This is a genomic window from Chryseobacterium sp. UF-81 (assembly GCF_058245105.1).
Map to the genome: position 1 here is coordinate 210,850 of NZ_JBSIBX010000006.1, position 18,787 is coordinate 229,636.

Sequence of the window (18,787 nt, forward strand, 5' to 3'; positions counted from 1 at the left end):
GATTTGGGTTTGAATGTGGGAGAGTGGAAAGGTTTTTAGAGTTTTTAGTTTCGAGTTTCGGGGTACAGGGTGTGCGTTGCGGTTACAGGATTTTATACTGGATTATGAGATAGAAAACATACTGATACTTTAAATATGTTATTCTAAATATTTAAACTCTAAAACATTCAAACCTAAAAAAAACCAACCATGAAACCCAATCCTGAATCTCGCACTCCGTAATCCGCATCTCGAAACCCACACCCCGCACCAAGAATTTCCCTTTTTAGTTGCTCATGGCTTTCAAAAAAATTATCTTTGTTTTTACAAACTTACAGAGAAAAGTATGGAGAATAGCAGGTATCCGAAGTTTACCTTTACATGGATCGGCGGTCTTGTTTTACTGGCAGGATTATTTATAGGAACAATGGCTGTTTCTTTTTTTGGTAGTTTCTGGAAAATTGCTTTCAAGGAAAACCTCGAACTGAAAGACTGGTTCATGATGGTAACCAATGCAGCAGGTTTTTTAACTGCTATTGCTTTTTTCGATTTTTTCATCGTCAGACCTTCAACCGGGAAAAAACTGAACTTCAATTTTTCTACTACGAATTTCTCCACCTATCTCCTGATATTTCCTATGATGATAGGAATGATGCTGATCTCAGAATTTATCACTTCTCTTATTCCTACCACAGGTCCGTTTTGGGGAAAATATTATGAGTTTTTCTCGCAGCTTATGGAGCAGCTCACCTTCGAGCCGGTTATCATGATCATCATGACGGTGATCACGGCCCCTATTTTTGAAGAGATTATTTTCAGGGGTATTATTCAGAAAGGGCTTATCAACAAAGGAGTGGACCCACGGAGAGCTATTTTTTACGCATCCATTATCTTTGGGCTGGTTCACGCAAATCCATGGCAGTTTGTTGGAGCCGTATTGCTGGGATGCGTATTGGGACTGGTCTATTATAAAACAAAATCCCTGTTGCTGCCGATGTTGCTACATGGGTTCAATAACCTGTGCTCTTCATTGCTGGTTACTTATACCAAAAGCGAGAGTTTTGCAGACGCTTTCAAAATTTCCGAATGGGTTATTCTGGCGGTTGGGATTGTACTTTTTTCTTTGTTCTGTTATCTTTTTACAAAAAAATATAAGGTGCATTACGCTGAAATATAATAAAATTCGGATATAAAATTAACCGTAAATGGTACGGAAAAACAAATTGAGCAAAAATGAATATAGATATGGAATTATTGGTTGCCACACACAACGAACACAAAAAAGAAGAAATCCAGCAGATCCTGGGAAATAGTTTTACAGTAAAAAGTCTTACCGATTATCATATTCATGAAGAGATTGTAGAAGATGGTGATTCCTTCAATGCCAACGCCCTGATTAAAGCGAAATACTGTTTTGAAAAAACCGGAATTCCAAGCTTAGGGGACGACAGCGGTCTTGCTGTTGAGGCTTTGGATGGCAGACCCGGAATTTTTTCCGCACGCTATGCAGGAGACCATGATTTTGCTAAAAATATCGAAAAGGTTTTAAGCGAGCTGGAAGGTCAGGACAATAGAAAAGCCTATTTCATTACGGTTCTATGTTACTATGACGAAAATGGAGCGCGTTATTTTGAAGGAAAAGTTCACGGAAATTTACTCACAGAAAATAAAGGACACAAAGGCTTTGGATATGATCCTATCTTCGTTCCCGAAGGATATGACAGCACTTTTGCAGAAATGAATCCGGAAGATAAAAACAAGATAAGCCACCGCAAACAGGCACTGGATCTGTTTCTGGATTTCCTTAAAGTAAAAGAATAATTATTCTATGCTGGTTCTATTTAAACTTACATCCAAAAAATATGTTTAAATTTTCTGTCGTACATTTGTTATAATAAACTATTGATTTGAGTACTTATTTAACGATACTAGGCTTTAATTCAGCTATTCCGACCATTAATTCTTCCCCAACGGCGCAGCTGCTGGAAATGGAAGAAAGACATTTTCTGATCGATTGCGGAGAAGGAACCCAGGTACAGCTGAGAAAGGCGAAAGCGAGATTTTCAAAGATCAATCATATCTTTATATCACATCTTCACGGCGATCATTGTTTCGGTCTTCCCGGTCTTATTGCCTCTTTCCGTTTGCTCGGAAGGGACAATCCTCTGCATGTTTATGGTCCGAAAGGAATCAAAAAAATGCTGGAAACCATCTTTACCATTACGGAAACGCATCGTGGTTTTGAAGTGATTTATCACGAGCTGGACAAAGACTATTCCGAAAAAATCTATGAAGACAGCAGGGTAGAAGTATATACCATCCCGCTGGATCACAGAATATATTGCAACGGCTATCTTTTCAAGGAAAAACCTAAAGACAGGCACCTCAATATGAAGGAAATTGCCAAATACAGCGAAATAGAAACCTGTGATTATCATAATATAAAAGCAGGAAAAGATGTTGTGCTGAGCGATGGTTATGTCCTCAAAAATGAAGTACTAACCTTAGATCCGGCACCTCCTGTTTCCTATGCTTTCTGCAGCGATACCCGGTATCTTGAATCAGTGCTCCCCATCATTAAAAATGTTACGGTTCTGTATCACGAATCCACTTTCCTTCACGACCTGAAAGAAATGGCAGACTATACCGGACATTCAACAGCTTTGGAGGCGGCAACGATAGCTCAGAAAGCTGAAGTGGAAAAATTGATCCTTGGGCATTTCTCAAACCGGTATGCAGACCTTACCGTATTTACGGATGAAGCCAGAAATGTGTTTCCCAACACCTTCCTTCCAAAAGCACTGGAAAGTGTAAAAATTTAAAAACCTGTATGCTTAATTTTGAAGAATTGAAAAGCTTTTTGAATGAAAAGGCAGACCAATACAACAGCCCCGATTTTATAGAAGATGATCCTATACAGATTCCGCACCGTTTCAGTTTAAAACAGGATGTGGAAATTGCAGGTTTTTTAGCTGCAACTATTTCCTGGGGTAACCGGAAGTCAATCATCAGATCTGCAGATAAAATGCTTGACATTATGGGGAATTCACCTTATGATTTTGTCTTGAATTATTCTGAAAAAGATCTGGATATCCTTCAGGACAAAAGTATCCACAGAACTTTTAACGGTCAGGATTTTGCATATTTTATCAGGCAGTTCAATAAGATTTATAAAGAAAATGAGAGCCTGGAAAACTTATTTAAAGTAAACGATCAGGAAACTAATTTTCAGCACGCTATTGAAAGGTTCAGAAGCAGTTTTCTGGAACCTGGGAAACACAGAAGCCACAAACATATCAGCTCGCCTTATAAAAACTCTTCCTCCAAAAGAATTATAATGTTTCTGAGGTGGATGGTGCGAAAAGACAAACATGGCGTAGATTTTGGTATTTGGGAAAATATAGATCAGAAATACCTCTCGATCCCGTTAGATGTACATACAGGAAATATTTCCAGAAAGCTCGGTCTGGTTTCCAGAACACAGAATGACTGGAAAACTGTGGAGGAACTGGATGTAGCCATCAGAAAATTTGATGAAAATGATCCTGCTAAATATGATTTCGCCCTATTTGGGCTTGGAGTGACCAAAGAACTCTTATAACACTAAGAAAGGATGAAAAAAGAAACTGAAAAAATAGACGCTTTAGAAAAAATTGCTAACGGTATTACCTGGTGGGTAGGCTCTATCCCGTCACTCATTGTTCATACTTTATTTTTTATCACTTCATTTCTTTTGCCGATACTCAATATTGTTGAGTTTGATAAGATGCTTCTGATCCTTACAACCGTAGTTTCTCTGGAAGCCATTTACCTGGCTATTTTTATTCAGATGTCTGTCAACAAGAGTCATGAAAAGATTGAAGATATCCAGGAAGATATTGAAGACATTCAGGAAGATATCGAAGAGATCAGCGAAGATATTGAAGAGATCAGCGAGGATATCGAGGAGATTAATGAAGACATTGAAGATATCCAGGAAGATATTGAAGAGATCAACGAAGATGAAGATGAGGAAGACCATAATGAAAGGGCCAAGAATGTCATTCTGAAAAGCAATGTCAATTCCAATAAAAATGAGATCAAGGCTTTAAAAGATATCATCAGCCAGCTTCAGACAGAAATAGATCAGCTGAAAAAGGAATAATATAACCTGAGTTCGGGTTAAGATATTCTGTTTTTAATAAGTAAGGAAGCCGGGAGTGGGAAGTGAGTTGAGGTTGAAAAACCAGTTACAAAATTTAACTTCCAGCCTGTTATCCTTAATTTTCTTATTACGAACTCAGGTTAATACAAATTATAAATGAGAATAGTTTTCAAATTAAAAGCAGACCATCCGTACAGTTGGTCTGCTTTTTTATGCTTATTTCCAGGTTTAAAATTAAATTCTACTAATTTTGTGGAATATGTAATTATAAAATAAATTTATTACTAATATAGATGTTAAATTAATTGGATTGACGGGAAAAGAGTGTTTTTTATTGTTATTTTTGTTACATTTGAACAAATAAAAATAAAATGTTCAATTATAGACTGAATAATTACTTTTTAGTTACCATGTTTCTATTGACTTCTGTTTCTGCATTTTCCCAGAAAGTGAACAGAAAGCCACAGTCCGAAAAGTTTAGCATCCAGAGTAAAAAAGCCGGTGCATTTATTGATGTAAATGTGCCTACTTATGCACCTTCTGCGTTTACCATAGATCAGCTGGTGAAAAATGTACTGATCTCCGGAGGATCTGTCTGTGCGGCACCCAATGTGAGCAATGTAACCATATCTCCCAATCAGCCTCCAACAGATACGGAAAGGGCATGGGGATATTTTCATAAGGGAACCACTAATTTTCCTTTTACTGATGGAGTTGTGCTTGTTTCCGGTAAAGCAAGAAGAGCAGGAAACGGGTTGGAAGCCTCTACATTAAGTGATATTGTTCCTGGAGCCGGGATGAATGATCCTGATCTGGTAGCTGCTATTAATCCACCGGATGACCTTAAAGATGTTGTGTCTCTGGAATTTGATTTCGTTCCGAACAGCAACCAGGTGAAATTTAATTATTTATTTGCCTCGGAAGAATATACAAGCGGATTCCCATGTGGTGATTTTGCAGATGGTTTTGCTCTCCTCTTGAAAAAAGTAGGGGACCCAACCTATGAGAATTTAGCCGTTCTTCCCAACGGAGCAGGACCGGTAAGTGTTCTTAATATTGTGCCATTGGGGGTGGGATGTGATGGAGAAACCATTAATGAACAGTACTTCGGAGGATTGAATACTCAGAATATCGAAACCAATTTCATAGGACGAACTATACCTCTTACAGCAGTGGCCACGGTTGTTCCGGGCCAGACCTATCATTTTAAAATGGTAATGGCAGATGCAGTTGATAATAGTTATGATTCTGCAGTATTTCTGCAGGGTGGATCATTTGACATCGGAATGACTATTGTGGATGGTAATGGAAATCCTTTGGGAGAAACCCTGAATATGTGTGATAATACTCCACAAACTTTAAAAGCACAGGTATCAACCGTACCGGGAATGACCTACAAATGGTACAAAAACGGTGTCGTGATTCCTAATGCGACCAGTGCTGTATATATAGCCACTTCGCCCGGAGTATATGAAGTAAAAACTTTTGTGAGCGGAACAGAATGTCAGAAAGCAAGCATTACCATTATAGGAGGAACTTCTCCCACCGCTCAGAACGCAACACTGAAGCTTTGTGCTACTCCTACTTTGAGCACATTCAATTTAGAAGACGCAAAGCCACAGATAAGTACAACACAAGGTGCGGTATTTCGTTTTTATGCCAATCAGGCGGATGCGCAGGCTCAAAACAACAGCTTTATTACCAATCTTACCAACTACAACGGCACCGATGGACAGATTATCTATGTAGTGGTTTCCAATGGTGCATTTTGCAGCAAAATGGTGACCCTGACGCTAAAAAGAGAAGAAACACCTGTTGCTCAGATTACTGCTCCGAGAATGAGGATCTGCGAAGGAGAATCTCTGATACTGACAGCTGCTGGCGGTGTAACCTATCAATGGGGAGATACTTCTTCTACCGGAGGAGTAAGAACAGTAAGTCCAACCCAGACCACAACCTATACCGTATATGCTATTGGTGCACAGGGCTGTAAGTCACTGCAACCCGCATCCATTACCATTGATGTAGTTCCGGCTATCGTATCTACACTGAAAGGAGGGCAGATCTGTGAAGGAGATATGATCCTTTTAGATGCCGGATCAGGACCGGGCTATACTTATGAATGGAGTACAGGAGAAACCACTCAGGGCATTACTGTATCAACACCGGGTGAATATACCGTTATGATCAGTAACGGAGTATGTTTAAAAGAATTTAAGACTCAGGTAATACGTGCTGTAGTTCCCGAAATTATAAAAGTTGATTATAATGACAGCGGAACAATGGTTCTTACGGCAAGTAATCCTAGTAACGGTACATTAGAATATTCTGTAGACAATGGCTTTACTTGGCAGGCATCCAATGTATTCTCCAATGTTCCTAAGAATACCGTAATATCCATCCGTGTCAAAGTGAAAAATACCAGCTGTGTAGGATTCCTGGAATACTTTACATTTGTTATGAAAAATGTAATTACACCAAACGGAGACAACGTAAACGATATTATTGACTTTAGCGGAGTAAGCAGTTACAAAGATTTTCAAGGTTTCGTTTTTGACCGTTACGGAAGAGAAGTGTTCAAAGCCGGCAAAACAAGGCCGTATTGGGATGGCTATTTCCAGGGCAAACGTCTCCCTACCGCATCTTACTGGTATCAGGTGACCTATCAGGATCCTGCCAGTAAACAGACGGCAGTGAAAACAGGATGGATTCTTCTTAAAAATTTAGAATAATCTTTTATATAATTTATAGAAAGGCTGGCGTTTTTGTCAGCCTTTCTTATTATTTTCAAACAAAGCAAATTTATATTGCAGAATAAATAAACTTGCATTAGTGATAATGTAAATTGTGCTAAATTAAGTTTCAATCAAAAAAAATAGTATTTTTGTTTAAAATACTATAAAATGTTAAATAGGAGGATTGGAAATTTATTTTTGGCGTTATTTTTTGCATTCATCGGCAGTTTGGTTTTTGCTCAAAACACAGACAGAGCAGCGATACCTGCAAAAAAAGCTAGTGCCACCTCTTTGAAAGCAGGTGTTTTTATAGATGTAAATACACCCAATTATCCAGAGTCCGGCTACAGCATTACACAGCTGGTAAAAGACGTCTTGATTTCCGGAGGAGCATGTTCCACGTCCAATGTAAGCAACGTGACTGTTTCCCCCAATTTATCAATAAATGATCCTGGGCGAAGCTGGGGATTTTTTAATAAAGGAACTACAGCTTTTCCTTTTGCAAAAGGAATTGTTCTTTCCACAGGATACGCTGCAAAAGCAGGGAATAATTATCAGGGAATTTTAAGTGACGGCCTGAATACTTTTGGAGATACAGACCTGGCTACGGCTTTGGGAATCAATAATGGTGAACTGAGAGATGCTACCTACATAGAATTTGATTTTGTACCGGCTTCTACAGAGATTACATTCAGATACCTGTTTGCTTCCAAAGAATATGCTCCCGCATTCCAGTTTGCATGTACCAAATCAGACGGATTTGCTTTACTGTTAAAAAAAGCAACTGATCCTAACTATACCAATCTCGCAGTACTTCCCAATGGAGCAGGCCCCGTGAGTGTAACTAACATACATCCTGCAATTTCCGGGAGTTCTGGCTGTGGACCTATAAACGAACAGTATTTCGCTGGGATCAATAACCCTATTGTTGAAACTAACTTTGACGGACGTACAATTCCCTTGACCGCAAAAGCGACTGTAATTCCCGGCCAGACCTATCACTTCAAAATGGTCTTGGCGGATTTTAGTGACAGGAGTTATGACTCAGCCGTATTTCTGGAAGCAGGATCATTTGATATCGGTGTGAAAATTCTTGATCCTGCCGGAGTGCAGCTTCCTGATACAGTCTATATGTGCGACAATACACCTCAGACATTTACAGCCTCTGTTCAGGTTCCTAACGTTACCTATCAGTGGTTTTTAAATAATAACCCTATTCCTGGCCAAACCGGAGCTAGTTATACTGCTACGCAACCCGGAGTATACAGTGTTCAGGTATTCATCCAGGGAAATACATGCCCGGGAACAGGAACCATTACAGTAGTAGGAGGGACTTCCCCTACAGTACAGAATGCCACCCTGACAGCCTGTTACACTGTTGGAAATGCAACTTTTAATTTACCTTCTGCAGACGCTTCTATAAGTACAACACCCGGTGCAACATTTACATACTACTTAAACCAGGCAGATGCGCTTGCCGGAAATGCCAATACCATTCCCGGCCCTACAGCCTATTCAAGCCCGGGAGGACAAACAATATATGTTCGCGTTAAAAATGGCTTCTGTTTCAAAGTAGCTGAATTGCAGCTGGTAAAAGCACCTCAGATGACTGCATCAATTTTGCCGCCTGCGGTATTAACCTGTGCCAGCTCTCAGACCACCTTAGATGCTTCGGCTTCTGTTTATCCTGCAGGATCTACTTTTAACTGGACGACAACCGGTGGAAATATAGTTTCCGGAGGAAATACATTAACTCCGGTGATTAATGCCCCGGGAACCTATACTTTAACAATATCAAAAACTTATCAGCCGGGACCGGTTACCTGTACCGCTGTTGCTAATGTTACAGTTACAGGAGACAGCGCACCACCTGTAACAGGACTTACTGCAAGTAAAACCCAGATATGTAGTGGCGAATCGGTAACTTTAACAGCATCCGGAGGCACGACCTATAACTGGACGGGACTTCCAGGGACAGGTAATACTCAGACAGTATCACCTACTACAACTACTACATACACAGTAACTGCTGTAGGCGCCAATGGATGTGTGTCTCAAAGCCCTGCCACGATTACTATTGAAGTATCGCAGCCCATCACTGTACAGAATGCTATATTGCATAAATGTTATGCTCCTGGACTTACTTATGATCTGACCACTGCTCAGAGTCAGATTACTTCTGCAGGGGCAGGTGTTACTTTTACTTATTATATCAATCAGGCTGATGCTCTTGCAGGAAATGCTAACTTTATTGCCACGCCGACAACCTATTCGCCTCCGGGAAATCAGACTATATATGTATTGGTGAAAAACGGAGGATGTCATTATGTGGTTTCCCTTCAGTTACTGACAACAGCCGAAACAACACTTACCATTGCAGCACCACAGCAAATAACCTGTACTACGCCTCAGACCACATTAAATGCTTCGGCATCTGTAGTGCCTGCCGGATCTACCATTGCATGGACAGCAGCAGGAGGTGGAAATATAGTATCAGGTGCCAATACACTTAATCCTGTAGTTAATGCAGGAGGAACCTATACACTTACCGTTACCAATGTATCCCAGCCGGGAAATTTAACCTGTACCTATACAGCAACAGTTACTGTAACGCAAAATACAACATTGCCAACAACTACCGTTGTATCCTCTCAACCTAGAATATGCGTTGGAGAGTCAGTAACGTTAACTGCTTCAGGAGGTGCAACCTATAACTGGACGGGTCTTCCCGGAAACGGAAATACCCAGGTGGTTTCTCCGGTTGTTACTACCGTTTATCAAGTATTTGCCGTAGCAGCTAACGGATGTGTTTCCGCAACCCCGGCCACAGTTACTGTAATAGTTGGGCCACCAACAGCGGGTATATCCGCATCCAAATCAAAAATATGTGCCGGAGAGTCCGTTACCCTTACGGCTACCGGAGGAATTACCTATAACTGGGTAGGGCTTCCAGGAAACGGAAATACTCAGGTAGTTTCGCCAACCGTTACTACAGAATATTCGGTTTTTGCATTGGGAGGTAATGGCTGTAGCTCAGTACTGCCTGCAAAAATAACCATCGAAGTGGTTCCGGCTATTGTCTCTACATTAGAGGATGTATATGTATGTGCCGGAGATACGGGAGTTCTGGATGCCGGTGTTGGTACTAACTATACTTATTTATGGAGTACGGGTGCAACTACGCAGACCATTTCTACCAATGTTCCAGGAACCTATACCGTTACTATCAGTAATGGAGTATGTTCTAAAACTTTCACCGGAAAATTATTGAATCCTGATCTTCCTCAGTTTACGAATATTGTATATGATAATCATGTGCTTACCCTTACAGCAAGCAACCCTACGGGAGGTGAATTGGAATATTCAATAGACGGAGGTGTAGTATGGCAGTCGTCCAATATATTTTATAATGTTTTAAATAATACAAATTACCATGTGATGGTAAGGGTAAAAGATGCAAATTGTAGTACCTCACTGGATTATTTCACATTTGTAATCAATAATGCCATAACGCCTAATATGGATGGAGTAAATGATACCATAGATTTCTCAGGACTTAGAGGATATAATAATTTTGCGGCATCAGTTTTCGACCGGTATGGTGCGGAACTTTTCCGTGCAACCAAAACCGATGCTATCTGGACCGGTTCTTTAAAAGGAATGAACCTACCGACAGGCACTTATTGGTATAAGGTACAGTGGGAAAATCCGGCCAGCAAAAAACTGGAGCAGCGATCAGGCTGGATATTGCTAAAAAACAGAAACTAATAGATAAACCTTCCATATTTGGGAGGTTTGTTTTTTTTATATTAAAAATTTTATAAAAAATATAGGATATATTTGGAAATAAATTAAATTTGTTGAAACAAAAGTATTATGCGAAGAAATCTACTATTCCTTTTATTTTTCTTAGTCGTTTCGACATTTTTATTTTCACAGACAACTGGCCCCCGAAAACCTCCTAAAGACAAGCCTGCCGGATCAGTTACCCAAAAAGCAGGCACTTTTATTGATGTGAATACTCCGGGATATGCAGAATCCGGCTATTCCATTACACAGCTGGTAAAAGATGTCCTGATCTCTTCAGGAACAAACACTTGTGTGACACCTACTGTATCCAATGTGAAAATTACACCTAATCATGCCGTAACAGATGCTGACAGATCCTGGGGATATTTCCATAAAGGAACTACCAATTTTCCTTTCAAAGATGGGATTGTACTTTCTACAGGAAAAGCAAGAAGAGCAGGTAACGGACCTGAAGGAAACCTGAGTGATAATAATGGTGGTGGTACAGATTCAGATCTTGCACAGGCTATTGGATCTACCGGAACGCTAACGGATGGTGTTCTTTTGGAATTTGACTTTGTCCCTACAACATCACAGATTAAATTTAATTATATTTTGGCTTCGGAGGAGTACTCCGGCTCATTCCCATGTCAATATGCAGATGCTTTTGCCATTTTGCTTAGACCGACATCAGGAGGACCTTATCAGAATATGGCAGTGCTTCCGGGCGGTGCCGGTCCTGTAAGTATTACCAATATCCACCCGCTAATTCCTGGCGGAGGCGGTTGTGCTGCGATTAATGAGCAGTATTTTGCAGGATATAATACAGGCAATGTTGAAACCAATTTTGAAGGAAGAACAATTCCCCTTACTGCAACTGCGACTGTAATGGCAGGACAGGAATATCATTTTAAAATGGTTGTTGCTGATTATGCACCGGGAAGCTTTGAAGATCATGGCTGGGATTCTGCTGTATTTCTGGAAGGAGGATCATTTAATATCGGTGTAGAGCTTCTGGATCCCAGCGGTGCTACATTACCTTCTGAAATCAATGTCTGCGATAATGAACCGCAGGTGATCACAGCGTCAGTAAGTGACCCTAACTTATTATACCAATGGTACCTGAACGGAGCTCCGATAACGGGTGCCACTACCAATACGATTACGGCTGTACATCCCGGAACATACACTATCGAAGTAAGTGTTCCTGGAAATCCTTGTCCGGGTAAAGCAAGCATAGAAATTCATGGAGGAACCACTCCGCAGGCACAGGATGCTACGCTTCTGCTGTGTTCTACGCCGGATATTACCACTTTTGACCTTACTAATGCCATGCCGTCAATAAGCCCGACGCCTGGAGCTGTGTTCAGATTCTATGTAAATCAGGCTGATGCTGTGGCTCAGAACAACAATTATATTCAGAATATTTTAAATTATAACGGTACGGATGGGCAGATTCTTTATGTTGTCGTTTCAAACGGAGGTTTCTGCAGTAAGCTTATAGAATTAAAATTACTCAAAGAAACTACGCCTAAGGCAGGTATAAAATCTTCCAGAATTAAAATATGTCCGGGAGAAACAGTAACTCTTACAGCTGATGGAGGTGTTACTTATCAGTGGGTTAATTTTCCGGGTACAGGAAATATACAAACCGTAACCCTCTATCAGACCACTACATTTTCAGTTTATGCAGTGGGGACAAAAGGATGTCGTTCTTTAAATCCTGCTACCATAACCGTAGAGGTTACTCCGGAGATCACTTCACCTCTAAAAGATGTTGAAATGTGTCTTGGGGACCGTGTTACTTTAGATGCGGGTGCAGGACCTAATTATAAATATTTATGGAGCACGGGAGCTACAACGCAAACCATTACTGCAGACAGCTGGGGCGTTTATACAGTGGAGGTTGATAATGGATTCTGTAAAAAGATATTCACAGCCAAAGTAGGAGGAGCTGCCACCCCTTTCGTGACAGCAGTGAACTATGAAAGTGCTAAAAAAACAGTGACGATTATTGCGGAGAATCCTATGATGAACAATACTCCAAGTACTTTAGAATATTCTATTGACAATGGAATCACATGGCAGGAGTCTAATATTTTCACAAATCTTTTAGACAATACAAATTATACCGTATTGGTGAGAAGAGTGGGAACTCATTGTATAGGAACCTTTGATTTCTACACGCTGCAGATCAATAACATCATTACGCCTAATGATGATGGTATAAATGATGTTCTGGACCTTAAAGCATTGGTTGGATTCAAAAATTTCACAGGATCTGTTTTTGACAGATATGGTGTGGAAATGTTCAGATTCTCTAAAGAAAAACCTGTATGGGACGGAACAGTGGGAGGAAAAAAACTGCCTACAGCAACTTACTGGTATAAATTTAATTTCGAATATCCTAAGTCAAAAATTCAGATGAACTGGTCCGGATGGATCATGCTTAAGAATCGGGAATAAGATATAGAAATCATGCATAAAAAAAGCCTTTCAAGTACACTTGAAAGGCTTTTTATTTTTTAATAATGGTTTTATTGATTTTGTTTCCAGAGATTGGCAAAGCCTATAAAATCCAGAACGCTGAGCTCCTCCGCTCTTTTGTCCAAAAATTCGTGGGTTTTTAAAGCTTCAGGAATATTCAATACTTTCAATGAGTTTGAAAGCTTTTTCCTTCTCTGGTTAAATCCTGCTTTTACGATCTGCTTAAAAAGAACCTCATTTCCGGCCAGGCCTTCTTTAGGGTTTCTTGTCAGTCGGATCACTCCTGATTTTACTTTTGGAGGCGGATTAAACACATTCTCATGAACGGTGAACAGATAAGATACATCATAATAAGCCTGGATCAGAACAGAAAGAATACCGTAATCTTTAGTTCTGGGTACTGCAGCCGTTCTTTCTGCAACTTCTTTCTGGAACATTCCTACCATTTCAGGGATCTGCTGATAATAATCAACGATCTTAAAAAGAATCTGTGAAGAAATATTATAAGGAAAATTACCAATAATGGCAAGCTGCTCTCCATGGATAAAATGGAAGTCCTGTTTCAGAAAATCCCCTACAAAAGTATTTTCTGTGATCTTTGAATAATTCTTTTTCAGGTATTCAATAGATTCTGTATCTATCTCTGCCAGATAGATGGTCTGCTCTTTTTCAAACAGATATTTGGTAAGGACGCCCATTCCGGGACCTACTTCCATGACATTTTTATAGTCTTCAAAACTAAGACCTTCCACGATTTTCCTCGCGATATTTTCATCTGTCAGAAAGTGCTGTCCAAGATGTTTTTTTGCTTTTACACTCAAAGTTTTTTATGATTTTATTAACAATGATTTTCTTTAATTGGTCCCAAATTTCGGAAGATTTTTTCTAATTTAGCCAAAAATTTTAATATTAATGGCTAAATCTGTAGATGAGTTTAATAAGAAAAGGCTTCGGTCAAGCAATATTACAGTCGTAATAAGTATCGCATTAGTGTTATTTTTGTTAGGATTAATGGGGCTTATTTTAATTAATGCCCAAAAGTATTCTGACTACATTAAAGAGCAGCTCGTAGTGAATGCTTATTTTGATGAAAACTATGATGCAAAGGATTCTGTAAAAATTGCAAAACTGGAAGAGGAAACTTTTAAAAAGGTACAGACCTTAGCTCCTGTAAAAAAAGCAACCTATATCTCGCGGGATATGGCGGCTAAAGAAGCCAAAAAAACAATGGGGATAGACAGTGATGCTCTTTTTGAGGAAAATATTTTTCCTTCATCCATTGAGGTGGCATTAAAACCCGAATACGTAGATCCGGCAAAAATTGACGGTGCGATTAAAGTGATCAAAGCCGTTCCGGGTATTGTAGATGTTAAGAACGACAGTACTTTGATGGTGGATGTATACAACAACCTCAGCAGAATCTTGAAATGGATCCTCGGATTCTCTATTCTGTTCCTGGTGCTGGCAGTAGTGCTGATCAACAACTCGATCAGACTCAAAATATTCTCCAAAAGATTTATCATCAAAACCATGCAGCTCGTTGGCGCAAAAAGGAGATTTATCCTTAAGCCGTTTATCATCGAAGCTATTATCCTGGGGGCTATCGGATCTGTAATAGGTCTTCTTGCACTGGGTGGAGTATGGTATTATTTTACAAGCCAGATTGGTTCAGCTTTCGTACAGGATAACAACCAGTATTTCTGGCTGATTGTTTTAGTACTTGGGGTAGGAATTTTTATTTCTGTTTTAAGCACCATTTTCGCTACATGGAGGTTCTTAAAATCAAACGTTGACGATCTATATTACTCTTAATAATGAGCAAAAAAACAAATAAATTTGCCGCTTCAGAGTTTGGCAAGGAAACCGAAGTACCACAGGAAAATACCTTTTACTTCGGACAGCAGAACTTCAGGTGGATGCTGATTGGGCTGGCTTTTATCGTAGTGGGTTTCCTGCTGATGATGGGGCCGGATGCTAATACAGTAGATGGTAAATTTGATCCCAATGCATGGAATGACGGTATTTTTTCCATCCGAAGGATCAGAATTGCACCACTGTTTATAGTAATAGGCTTTGTAATAGAAGTTTATGCTATTTTAAAAAGAAAATAATTAAAATATTCTTTATTTAAAGATTAAAGGGTTAGGGGATTTAGAAAGATTTCTAAATTTCAGAATCTTTTGATCTTTAAGTTTTTATACACACAAAATATGGATTTAATCAAAGCAATCATTATTGCTATTATTGAAGGACTTACAGAGTATCTTCCTATTTCTTCTACGGCACACATGGGATTTGCAGCGAACCTTTTGGGTCTGCAGGATGATGAATTTCTGAAAATGTTTCAGGTGTCTATTCAGTTTGGTGCTATTTTATCGGTTGTAGTGGCGTACTGGAAGAAGTTTTTTGATCTGAATAATCTTCAGTTTTATTATAAGCTTGCTTTTGCCGTTGTTCCGGCATTGATTCTGGGGTATTTATTTGATGATAAAATTGAAGCTGTCCTTGGAAACCAGATTGCCATATCTTCCGTGCTCGTATTGGGAGGCGTAGTCCTGCTTTTCGCAGACAAATGGTTCAAAAATCCTACCATTGATGATGAAAAGGGAATTACCATAAGAAAAGCAATCACAATAGGGTTCTGGCAGTGTCTTGCGATGATGCCGGGAACAAGCCGCAGTGCTGCTTCTATTATCGGAGGGATGTCGCAGGGACTTACCAGAAAAGCGGCAGCAGAATTTTCTTTCTTCCTGGCAGTTCCAACAATGTTGGCTGTTACTGTATATTCCGTTTTCCTGAAAACATGGGGAAAAGAAACCGGAAATCCTCAGAAAGGATATGAAATGATCATGACATCTCAGGATCACATTATGATCTTCGTAGTAGGAAATATTGTAGCCTTTATTGTGGCGCTGATCGCTATTAAAGCATTCATCGGAGTACTCAACAAGTATGGTTTCAAACCCTGGGGTTGGTACCGTATCTTTGTAGGAATTGCTCTGTTGATTTATTTCTATTTCTTTAAATAAACTATGAAAAGTAATATTTTAAAAATATTGGCTTTTTCCGGCCTCATTGTTTCCTGTACTCCGGCACATACGCTGTTCGTGAAAAATAATACCGGAGAAAGGATAGAATTTTTCGTTGAGCTTAAAGAAAAGAACCTTGCTGAAGATCTACTGATCTGTAAAGAGCTTGTACCGGACGAAAAACTGGATCACAAACCTTTTATTGAATATTCCAAAGAAGGAAAATGCTACCGTCAGAAAATTACATCTGTGAGCAAAACCAGCTATAAATTTAATTTGCCTGAAAATTACACGGTGAACATTGCTCCGAATAATTCAGTATACCCCTTTCAGAATATATATTACTTCATTGGTGATAAAAAATGTTTTGTGAATGTAGAAAACGGACCTGACTGCAAGCAGAAGGTCAATAAGCTGCCAAGCCTTGTAAGTATCACCGAAATTTTAGAATAATGACAGCTGAAGAACTGCAATCAGGATATGTGTTTTTATTGGACAAACCTTTGGACTGGACCTCTTTCCAGGCTGTCAATAAAATGAAATATAAGCTCAAAAGAGAATTTAATCTTCCCAAGAAATTTAAAATAGGCCACGCCGGAACCTTAGATCCGAGAGCAACAGGACTGCTTATTGTCTGCTGTGGGAAATTTACGAAGAAGATTCCCGAAATCCAGGACGCTCCTAAAGAATATTGGACCGAGATCAAAATAGGAGTTCAGACCGAATCCTATGACACGGAAAAACCTGAAATTCTTCACCAGGATATTGCCCACATTACAGAAGAGCAGATTAAAGAAGCTCTTGAAAAATTTGTTGGGGAAATAGAACAGAAACCTCCGGTGTACTCAGCAATAAAGATAGATGGGCAAAGGGCTTATAATCTGGCCAGAGCAGGAGAGGAAGTGGAAATGAAATCCAGGAAAACGACGATTTTTTACATTAAGGATATTAAAATTGATCTTCCTTTGGTCAGTTTTATGGTAGGGTGCTCAAAAGGTACCTATATCAGAAGTCTGGCTCATGACATTGGGCAGGAGCTGGGAGTGGGAGCTTATCTTACACAGCTTAGACGCACAAAGATCGGAGATTATACGATTGAAAATGCGACTGCTGATTTTCTGGAGAATGAATACAGATTCGAAAGCTTATGATAAAAAATTTCCTCTTTCTTTTAAGCCTGTTATATACCGCTACTTGTTTTTCGCAGGAAACAGAGACTAAAAAAGTTAAAATGGATTTTTACCTCAATCCATCACTCAATATCGGCTATAATCTTCAAAACAGAGATAATCAGTTTACAGATTCACAGTATATTGAGCCAAAAAGGATTGGTAAAATAACATATGGAATATCAGCAATAGGCGGTTACAATTTTCTTCCTAACTTTGCACTCGGAACAGGATTTAAATACAGTTTTATAGAAGACAATTACCATCTGGTCTACTGGATGATCCAGCCGAAGATCATATTCAGCCCGGGTGACCGTCCTTTTTATATTGATTTAAATTATGGAAAGCAGCTTAATCACTCGGTGATTTCTGATTCCGAATTTTGGGGAGCAAGATTAGGAATCATGGTTTCCTACTCAAAAAGACTGAGCCAGGAAGGTGGAATTACTTTTGAAGGGCATCAGCTGAATGGTAAGTCTAATGGCTTTTTCATTGGATTAAGTTACGGAATTACTATTTTCAGCAATAAAAATTATACAGGTTACGGAGAAGATTAATGGAAAAAACGCGCATCAATAAATATTTATCAGAAGTTGGCTATTGTTCAAGAAGAGCCGCTGATAAACTTTTGGAAGAAGGAAGGATAACAATTAACGGAAAGGTCCCGGAAATGGGAACCAAAGTTTCTGATGAAGATCTCGTGGAAGTAGATGGAAAACCGATCCGTGAACCGCAGGATAAGCCTATTTACATCGCTTTTAACAAACCTGTGGGGATTGTGTGCACTACAGATACCAAACGTGAAAAAAACAATATCGTTGACTATATCAATCATCCGAAAAGAATTTTCCCGATCGGAAGACTGGATAAGCCCAGCGAAGGCCTGATTCTTTTGACCAGCGACGGAGATATCGTAAACAAAATTCTCCGGGCAAGAAATAACCACGAAAAGGAATATATCGTACGGGTAGACAAACCAATTTCGCCCAAATTTCTTGAAAAAATGAGAAATGGAGTCCCGATCCTCGATACTGTCACCAAAAAATGTGAAGTGGAAAAGATAGATGATATGACTTTCCGTATCATCCTCACCCAGGGGCTAAACAGGCAGATCCGAAGAATGTGCGAATTCCTTGGCTATGAAGTGAAAAAGTTAAAGCGTATCCGCATCATGAATATCAAACTGGATCTCCCGGTAGGAAAGTGGCGTGATCTTACAGAAGAAGAATTTAATACGCTCAACAACCTCCTTTCTGATTCTATCAAAACAATCGACTAAGATTATATCATTAATAATAAAAAGTAAGCAGGAATATTTTCCTGCTTACTTTTTATTATCTTTTTTGTGTTAAACAAATCTGAGCTTCTATATCCGGCTAATCTATTTGAAGAAGTAATAGAAAAATGTTAAAAATGTTGCTATTTAATAATATTCACACATTGGTGTAATATTTT

Annotated in this window: 16 protein-coding genes; 15 read left to right on the forward strand and 1 reads right to left on the reverse strand. The window is 39.3% G+C overall.

The genetic code is table 11. The features are described 5' to 3' along the window. The first annotated feature begins 325 nt into the window (after positions 1–325). The 8 genes from AC4IFE_RS10870 to AC4IFE_RS10905 all read left to right on the forward strand — a co-directional run bounded on the left by AC4IFE_RS10870 (position 326) and on the right by AC4IFE_RS10905 (position 13,113). Positions 326–1,156: a CPBP family intramembrane glutamic endopeptidase gene (locus tag AC4IFE_RS10870; RefSeq protein WP_490757001.1), complete on the forward strand. Its 831-nt coding sequence runs from the start codon at positions 326–328 to the stop codon at positions 1,154–1,156. A 56-nt stretch (positions 1,157–1,212) separates the two neighbouring features. After that, positions 1,213–1,800, forward strand: a complete 588-nt coding sequence (gene rdgB, locus AC4IFE_RS10875; RefSeq protein WP_490757003.1) for an RdgB/HAM1 family non-canonical purine NTP pyrophosphatase — start codon at positions 1,213–1,215, stop codon at positions 1,798–1,800. Positions 1,801–1,886: 86 nt separating this feature from the next. After that, positions 1,887–2,801 carry a ribonuclease Z gene (locus AC4IFE_RS10880; RefSeq protein WP_490757004.1) on the forward strand — a complete coding sequence of 305 codons (915 nt, stop codon included), beginning with the start codon at positions 1,887–1,889 and terminating at the stop codon, positions 2,799–2,801. Between the two features lie 8 nt (positions 2,802–2,809). Then, entirely contained in the window at positions 2,810–3,580 is a 771-nt protein-coding gene (locus AC4IFE_RS10885; RefSeq protein ID WP_490757006.1) for a TIGR02757 family protein, read from the forward strand. A gap of 12 nt (positions 3,581–3,592) precedes the next feature. Beyond that, positions 3,593–4,123, forward strand: a complete 531-nt coding sequence (locus tag AC4IFE_RS10890; protein WP_490757008.1) for a DUF1003 domain-containing protein — start codon at positions 3,593–3,595, stop codon at positions 4,121–4,123. 371 nt (positions 4,124–4,494) lie between these two features. Next, complete coding sequence (locus AC4IFE_RS10895) at positions 4,495–6,855, forward strand: choice-of-anchor L domain-containing protein (RefSeq protein WP_490757009.1); 2,361 nt, start codon at positions 4,495–4,497, stop codon at positions 6,853–6,855. 171 nt (positions 6,856–7,026) lie between these two features. After that, entirely contained in the window at positions 7,027–10,626 is a 3,600-nt protein-coding gene (locus AC4IFE_RS10900) for a choice-of-anchor L domain-containing protein (RefSeq protein WP_490757011.1), read from the forward strand. A gap of 108 nt (positions 10,627–10,734) precedes the next feature. After that, positions 10,735–13,113 carry a choice-of-anchor L domain-containing protein gene (locus AC4IFE_RS10905; protein ID WP_490757013.1) on the forward strand — a complete coding sequence of 793 codons (2,379 nt, stop codon included), beginning with the start codon at positions 10,735–10,737 and terminating at the stop codon, positions 13,111–13,113. A 71-nt stretch (positions 13,114–13,184) separates the two neighbouring features. Here AC4IFE_RS10905 and rsmA read toward each other — a convergent pair whose 3' ends face one another. Further along, positions 13,185–13,955, reverse strand: coding sequence for a 16S rRNA (adenine(1518)-N(6)/adenine(1519)-N(6))-dimethyltransferase RsmA (gene rsmA / locus AC4IFE_RS10910; RefSeq protein WP_490757014.1), 771 nt, complete (start codon positions 13,953–13,955; stop codon positions 13,185–13,187). Positions 13,956–14,046: 91 nt separating this feature from the next. Here rsmA and AC4IFE_RS10915 point away from each other — a divergent pair, with 91 nt between their 5' ends. The 7 genes from AC4IFE_RS10915 (at position 14,047) to rluF (ending at position 18,611) form a co-directional block, all read left to right on the forward strand. Then, positions 14,047–14,946: a cell division protein FtsX gene (locus tag AC4IFE_RS10915; protein WP_490757016.1), complete on the forward strand. Its 900-nt coding sequence runs from the start codon at positions 14,047–14,049 to the stop codon at positions 14,944–14,946. A gap of 2 nt (positions 14,947–14,948) precedes the next feature. Then, positions 14,949–15,245 carry a DUF3098 domain-containing protein gene (locus AC4IFE_RS10920; protein WP_490757018.1) on the forward strand — a complete coding sequence of 99 codons (297 nt, stop codon included), beginning with the start codon at positions 14,949–14,951 and terminating at the stop codon, positions 15,243–15,245. A gap of 99 nt (positions 15,246–15,344) precedes the next feature. Beyond that, positions 15,345–16,163: an undecaprenyl-diphosphate phosphatase gene (locus AC4IFE_RS10925; protein WP_490757019.1), complete on the forward strand. Its 819-nt coding sequence runs from the start codon at positions 15,345–15,347 to the stop codon at positions 16,161–16,163. Positions 16,164–16,166: 3 nt separating this feature from the next. After that, a complete protein-coding gene (locus AC4IFE_RS10930) occupies positions 16,167–16,616 on the forward strand; it encodes a hypothetical protein (protein ID WP_490757021.1) in 450 nt (149 codons plus the stop codon). Further along, positions 16,616–17,314 carry a tRNA pseudouridine(55) synthase TruB gene (truB, locus tag AC4IFE_RS10935; RefSeq protein WP_490757023.1) on the forward strand — a complete coding sequence of 233 codons (699 nt, stop codon included), beginning with the start codon at positions 16,616–16,618 and terminating at the stop codon, positions 17,312–17,314. Before AC4IFE_RS10930 ends, truB begins: the two co-directional genes overlap by 1 nt. A gap of 80 nt (positions 17,315–17,394) precedes the next feature. After that, the gene (locus tag AC4IFE_RS10940; RefSeq protein ID WP_490757025.1) at positions 17,395–17,889 is read left to right on the forward strand and encodes a hypothetical protein; all 495 of its coding nucleotides are present in this window, start codon (positions 17,395–17,397) and stop codon (positions 17,887–17,889) included. After that, complete coding sequence (gene rluF / locus AC4IFE_RS10945) at positions 17,889–18,611, forward strand: 23S rRNA pseudouridine(2604) synthase RluF (RefSeq protein ID WP_490757027.1); 723 nt, start codon at positions 17,889–17,891, stop codon at positions 18,609–18,611. The genes AC4IFE_RS10940 and rluF overlap by 1 nt, the downstream gene beginning before the upstream one ends. Positions 18,612–18,787 lie beyond the last annotated feature (176 nt).

Coding starts and splice junctions, on each gene's coding strand:
- rdgB (WP_490757003.1), top strand. CDS start 1,213: ATGAATATAGATATGGAATTATTGGTTGCCACACACAACGAACACAAA.
- AC4IFE_RS10930 (WP_490757021.1), top strand. CDS start 16,167: ATGAAAAGTAATATTTTAAAAATATTGGCTTTTTCCGGCCTCATTGTT.
- AC4IFE_RS10940 (WP_490757025.1), top strand. CDS start 17,395: ATGGATTTTTACCTCAATCCATCACTCAATATCGGCTATAATCTTCAA.
- AC4IFE_RS10900 (WP_490757011.1), top strand. CDS start 7,027: ATGTTAAATAGGAGGATTGGAAATTTATTTTTGGCGTTATTTTTTGCA.
- truB (WP_490757023.1), top strand. CDS start 16,616: ATGACAGCTGAAGAACTGCAATCAGGATATGTGTTTTTATTGGACAAA.
- AC4IFE_RS10915 (WP_490757016.1), top strand. CDS start 14,047: ATGGCTAAATCTGTAGATGAGTTTAATAAGAAAAGGCTTCGGTCAAGC.
- AC4IFE_RS10890 (WP_490757008.1), top strand. CDS start 3,593: ATGAAAAAAGAAACTGAAAAAATAGACGCTTTAGAAAAAATTGCTAAC.
- AC4IFE_RS10920 (WP_490757018.1), top strand. CDS start 14,949: ATGAGCAAAAAAACAAATAAATTTGCCGCTTCAGAGTTTGGCAAGGAA.
- AC4IFE_RS10870 (WP_490757001.1), top strand. CDS start 326: ATGGAGAATAGCAGGTATCCGAAGTTTACCTTTACATGGATCGGCGGT.
- AC4IFE_RS10885 (WP_490757006.1), top strand. CDS start 2,810: ATGCTTAATTTTGAAGAATTGAAAAGCTTTTTGAATGAAAAGGCAGAC.
- AC4IFE_RS10925 (WP_490757019.1), top strand. CDS start 15,345: ATGGATTTAATCAAAGCAATCATTATTGCTATTATTGAAGGACTTACA.
- rluF (WP_490757027.1), top strand. CDS start 17,889: ATGGAAAAAACGCGCATCAATAAATATTTATCAGAAGTTGGCTATTGT.
- AC4IFE_RS10905 (WP_490757013.1), top strand. CDS start 10,735: ATGCGAAGAAATCTACTATTCCTTTTATTTTTCTTAGTCGTTTCGACA.
- AC4IFE_RS10895 (WP_490757009.1), top strand. CDS start 4,495: ATGTTCAATTATAGACTGAATAATTACTTTTTAGTTACCATGTTTCTA.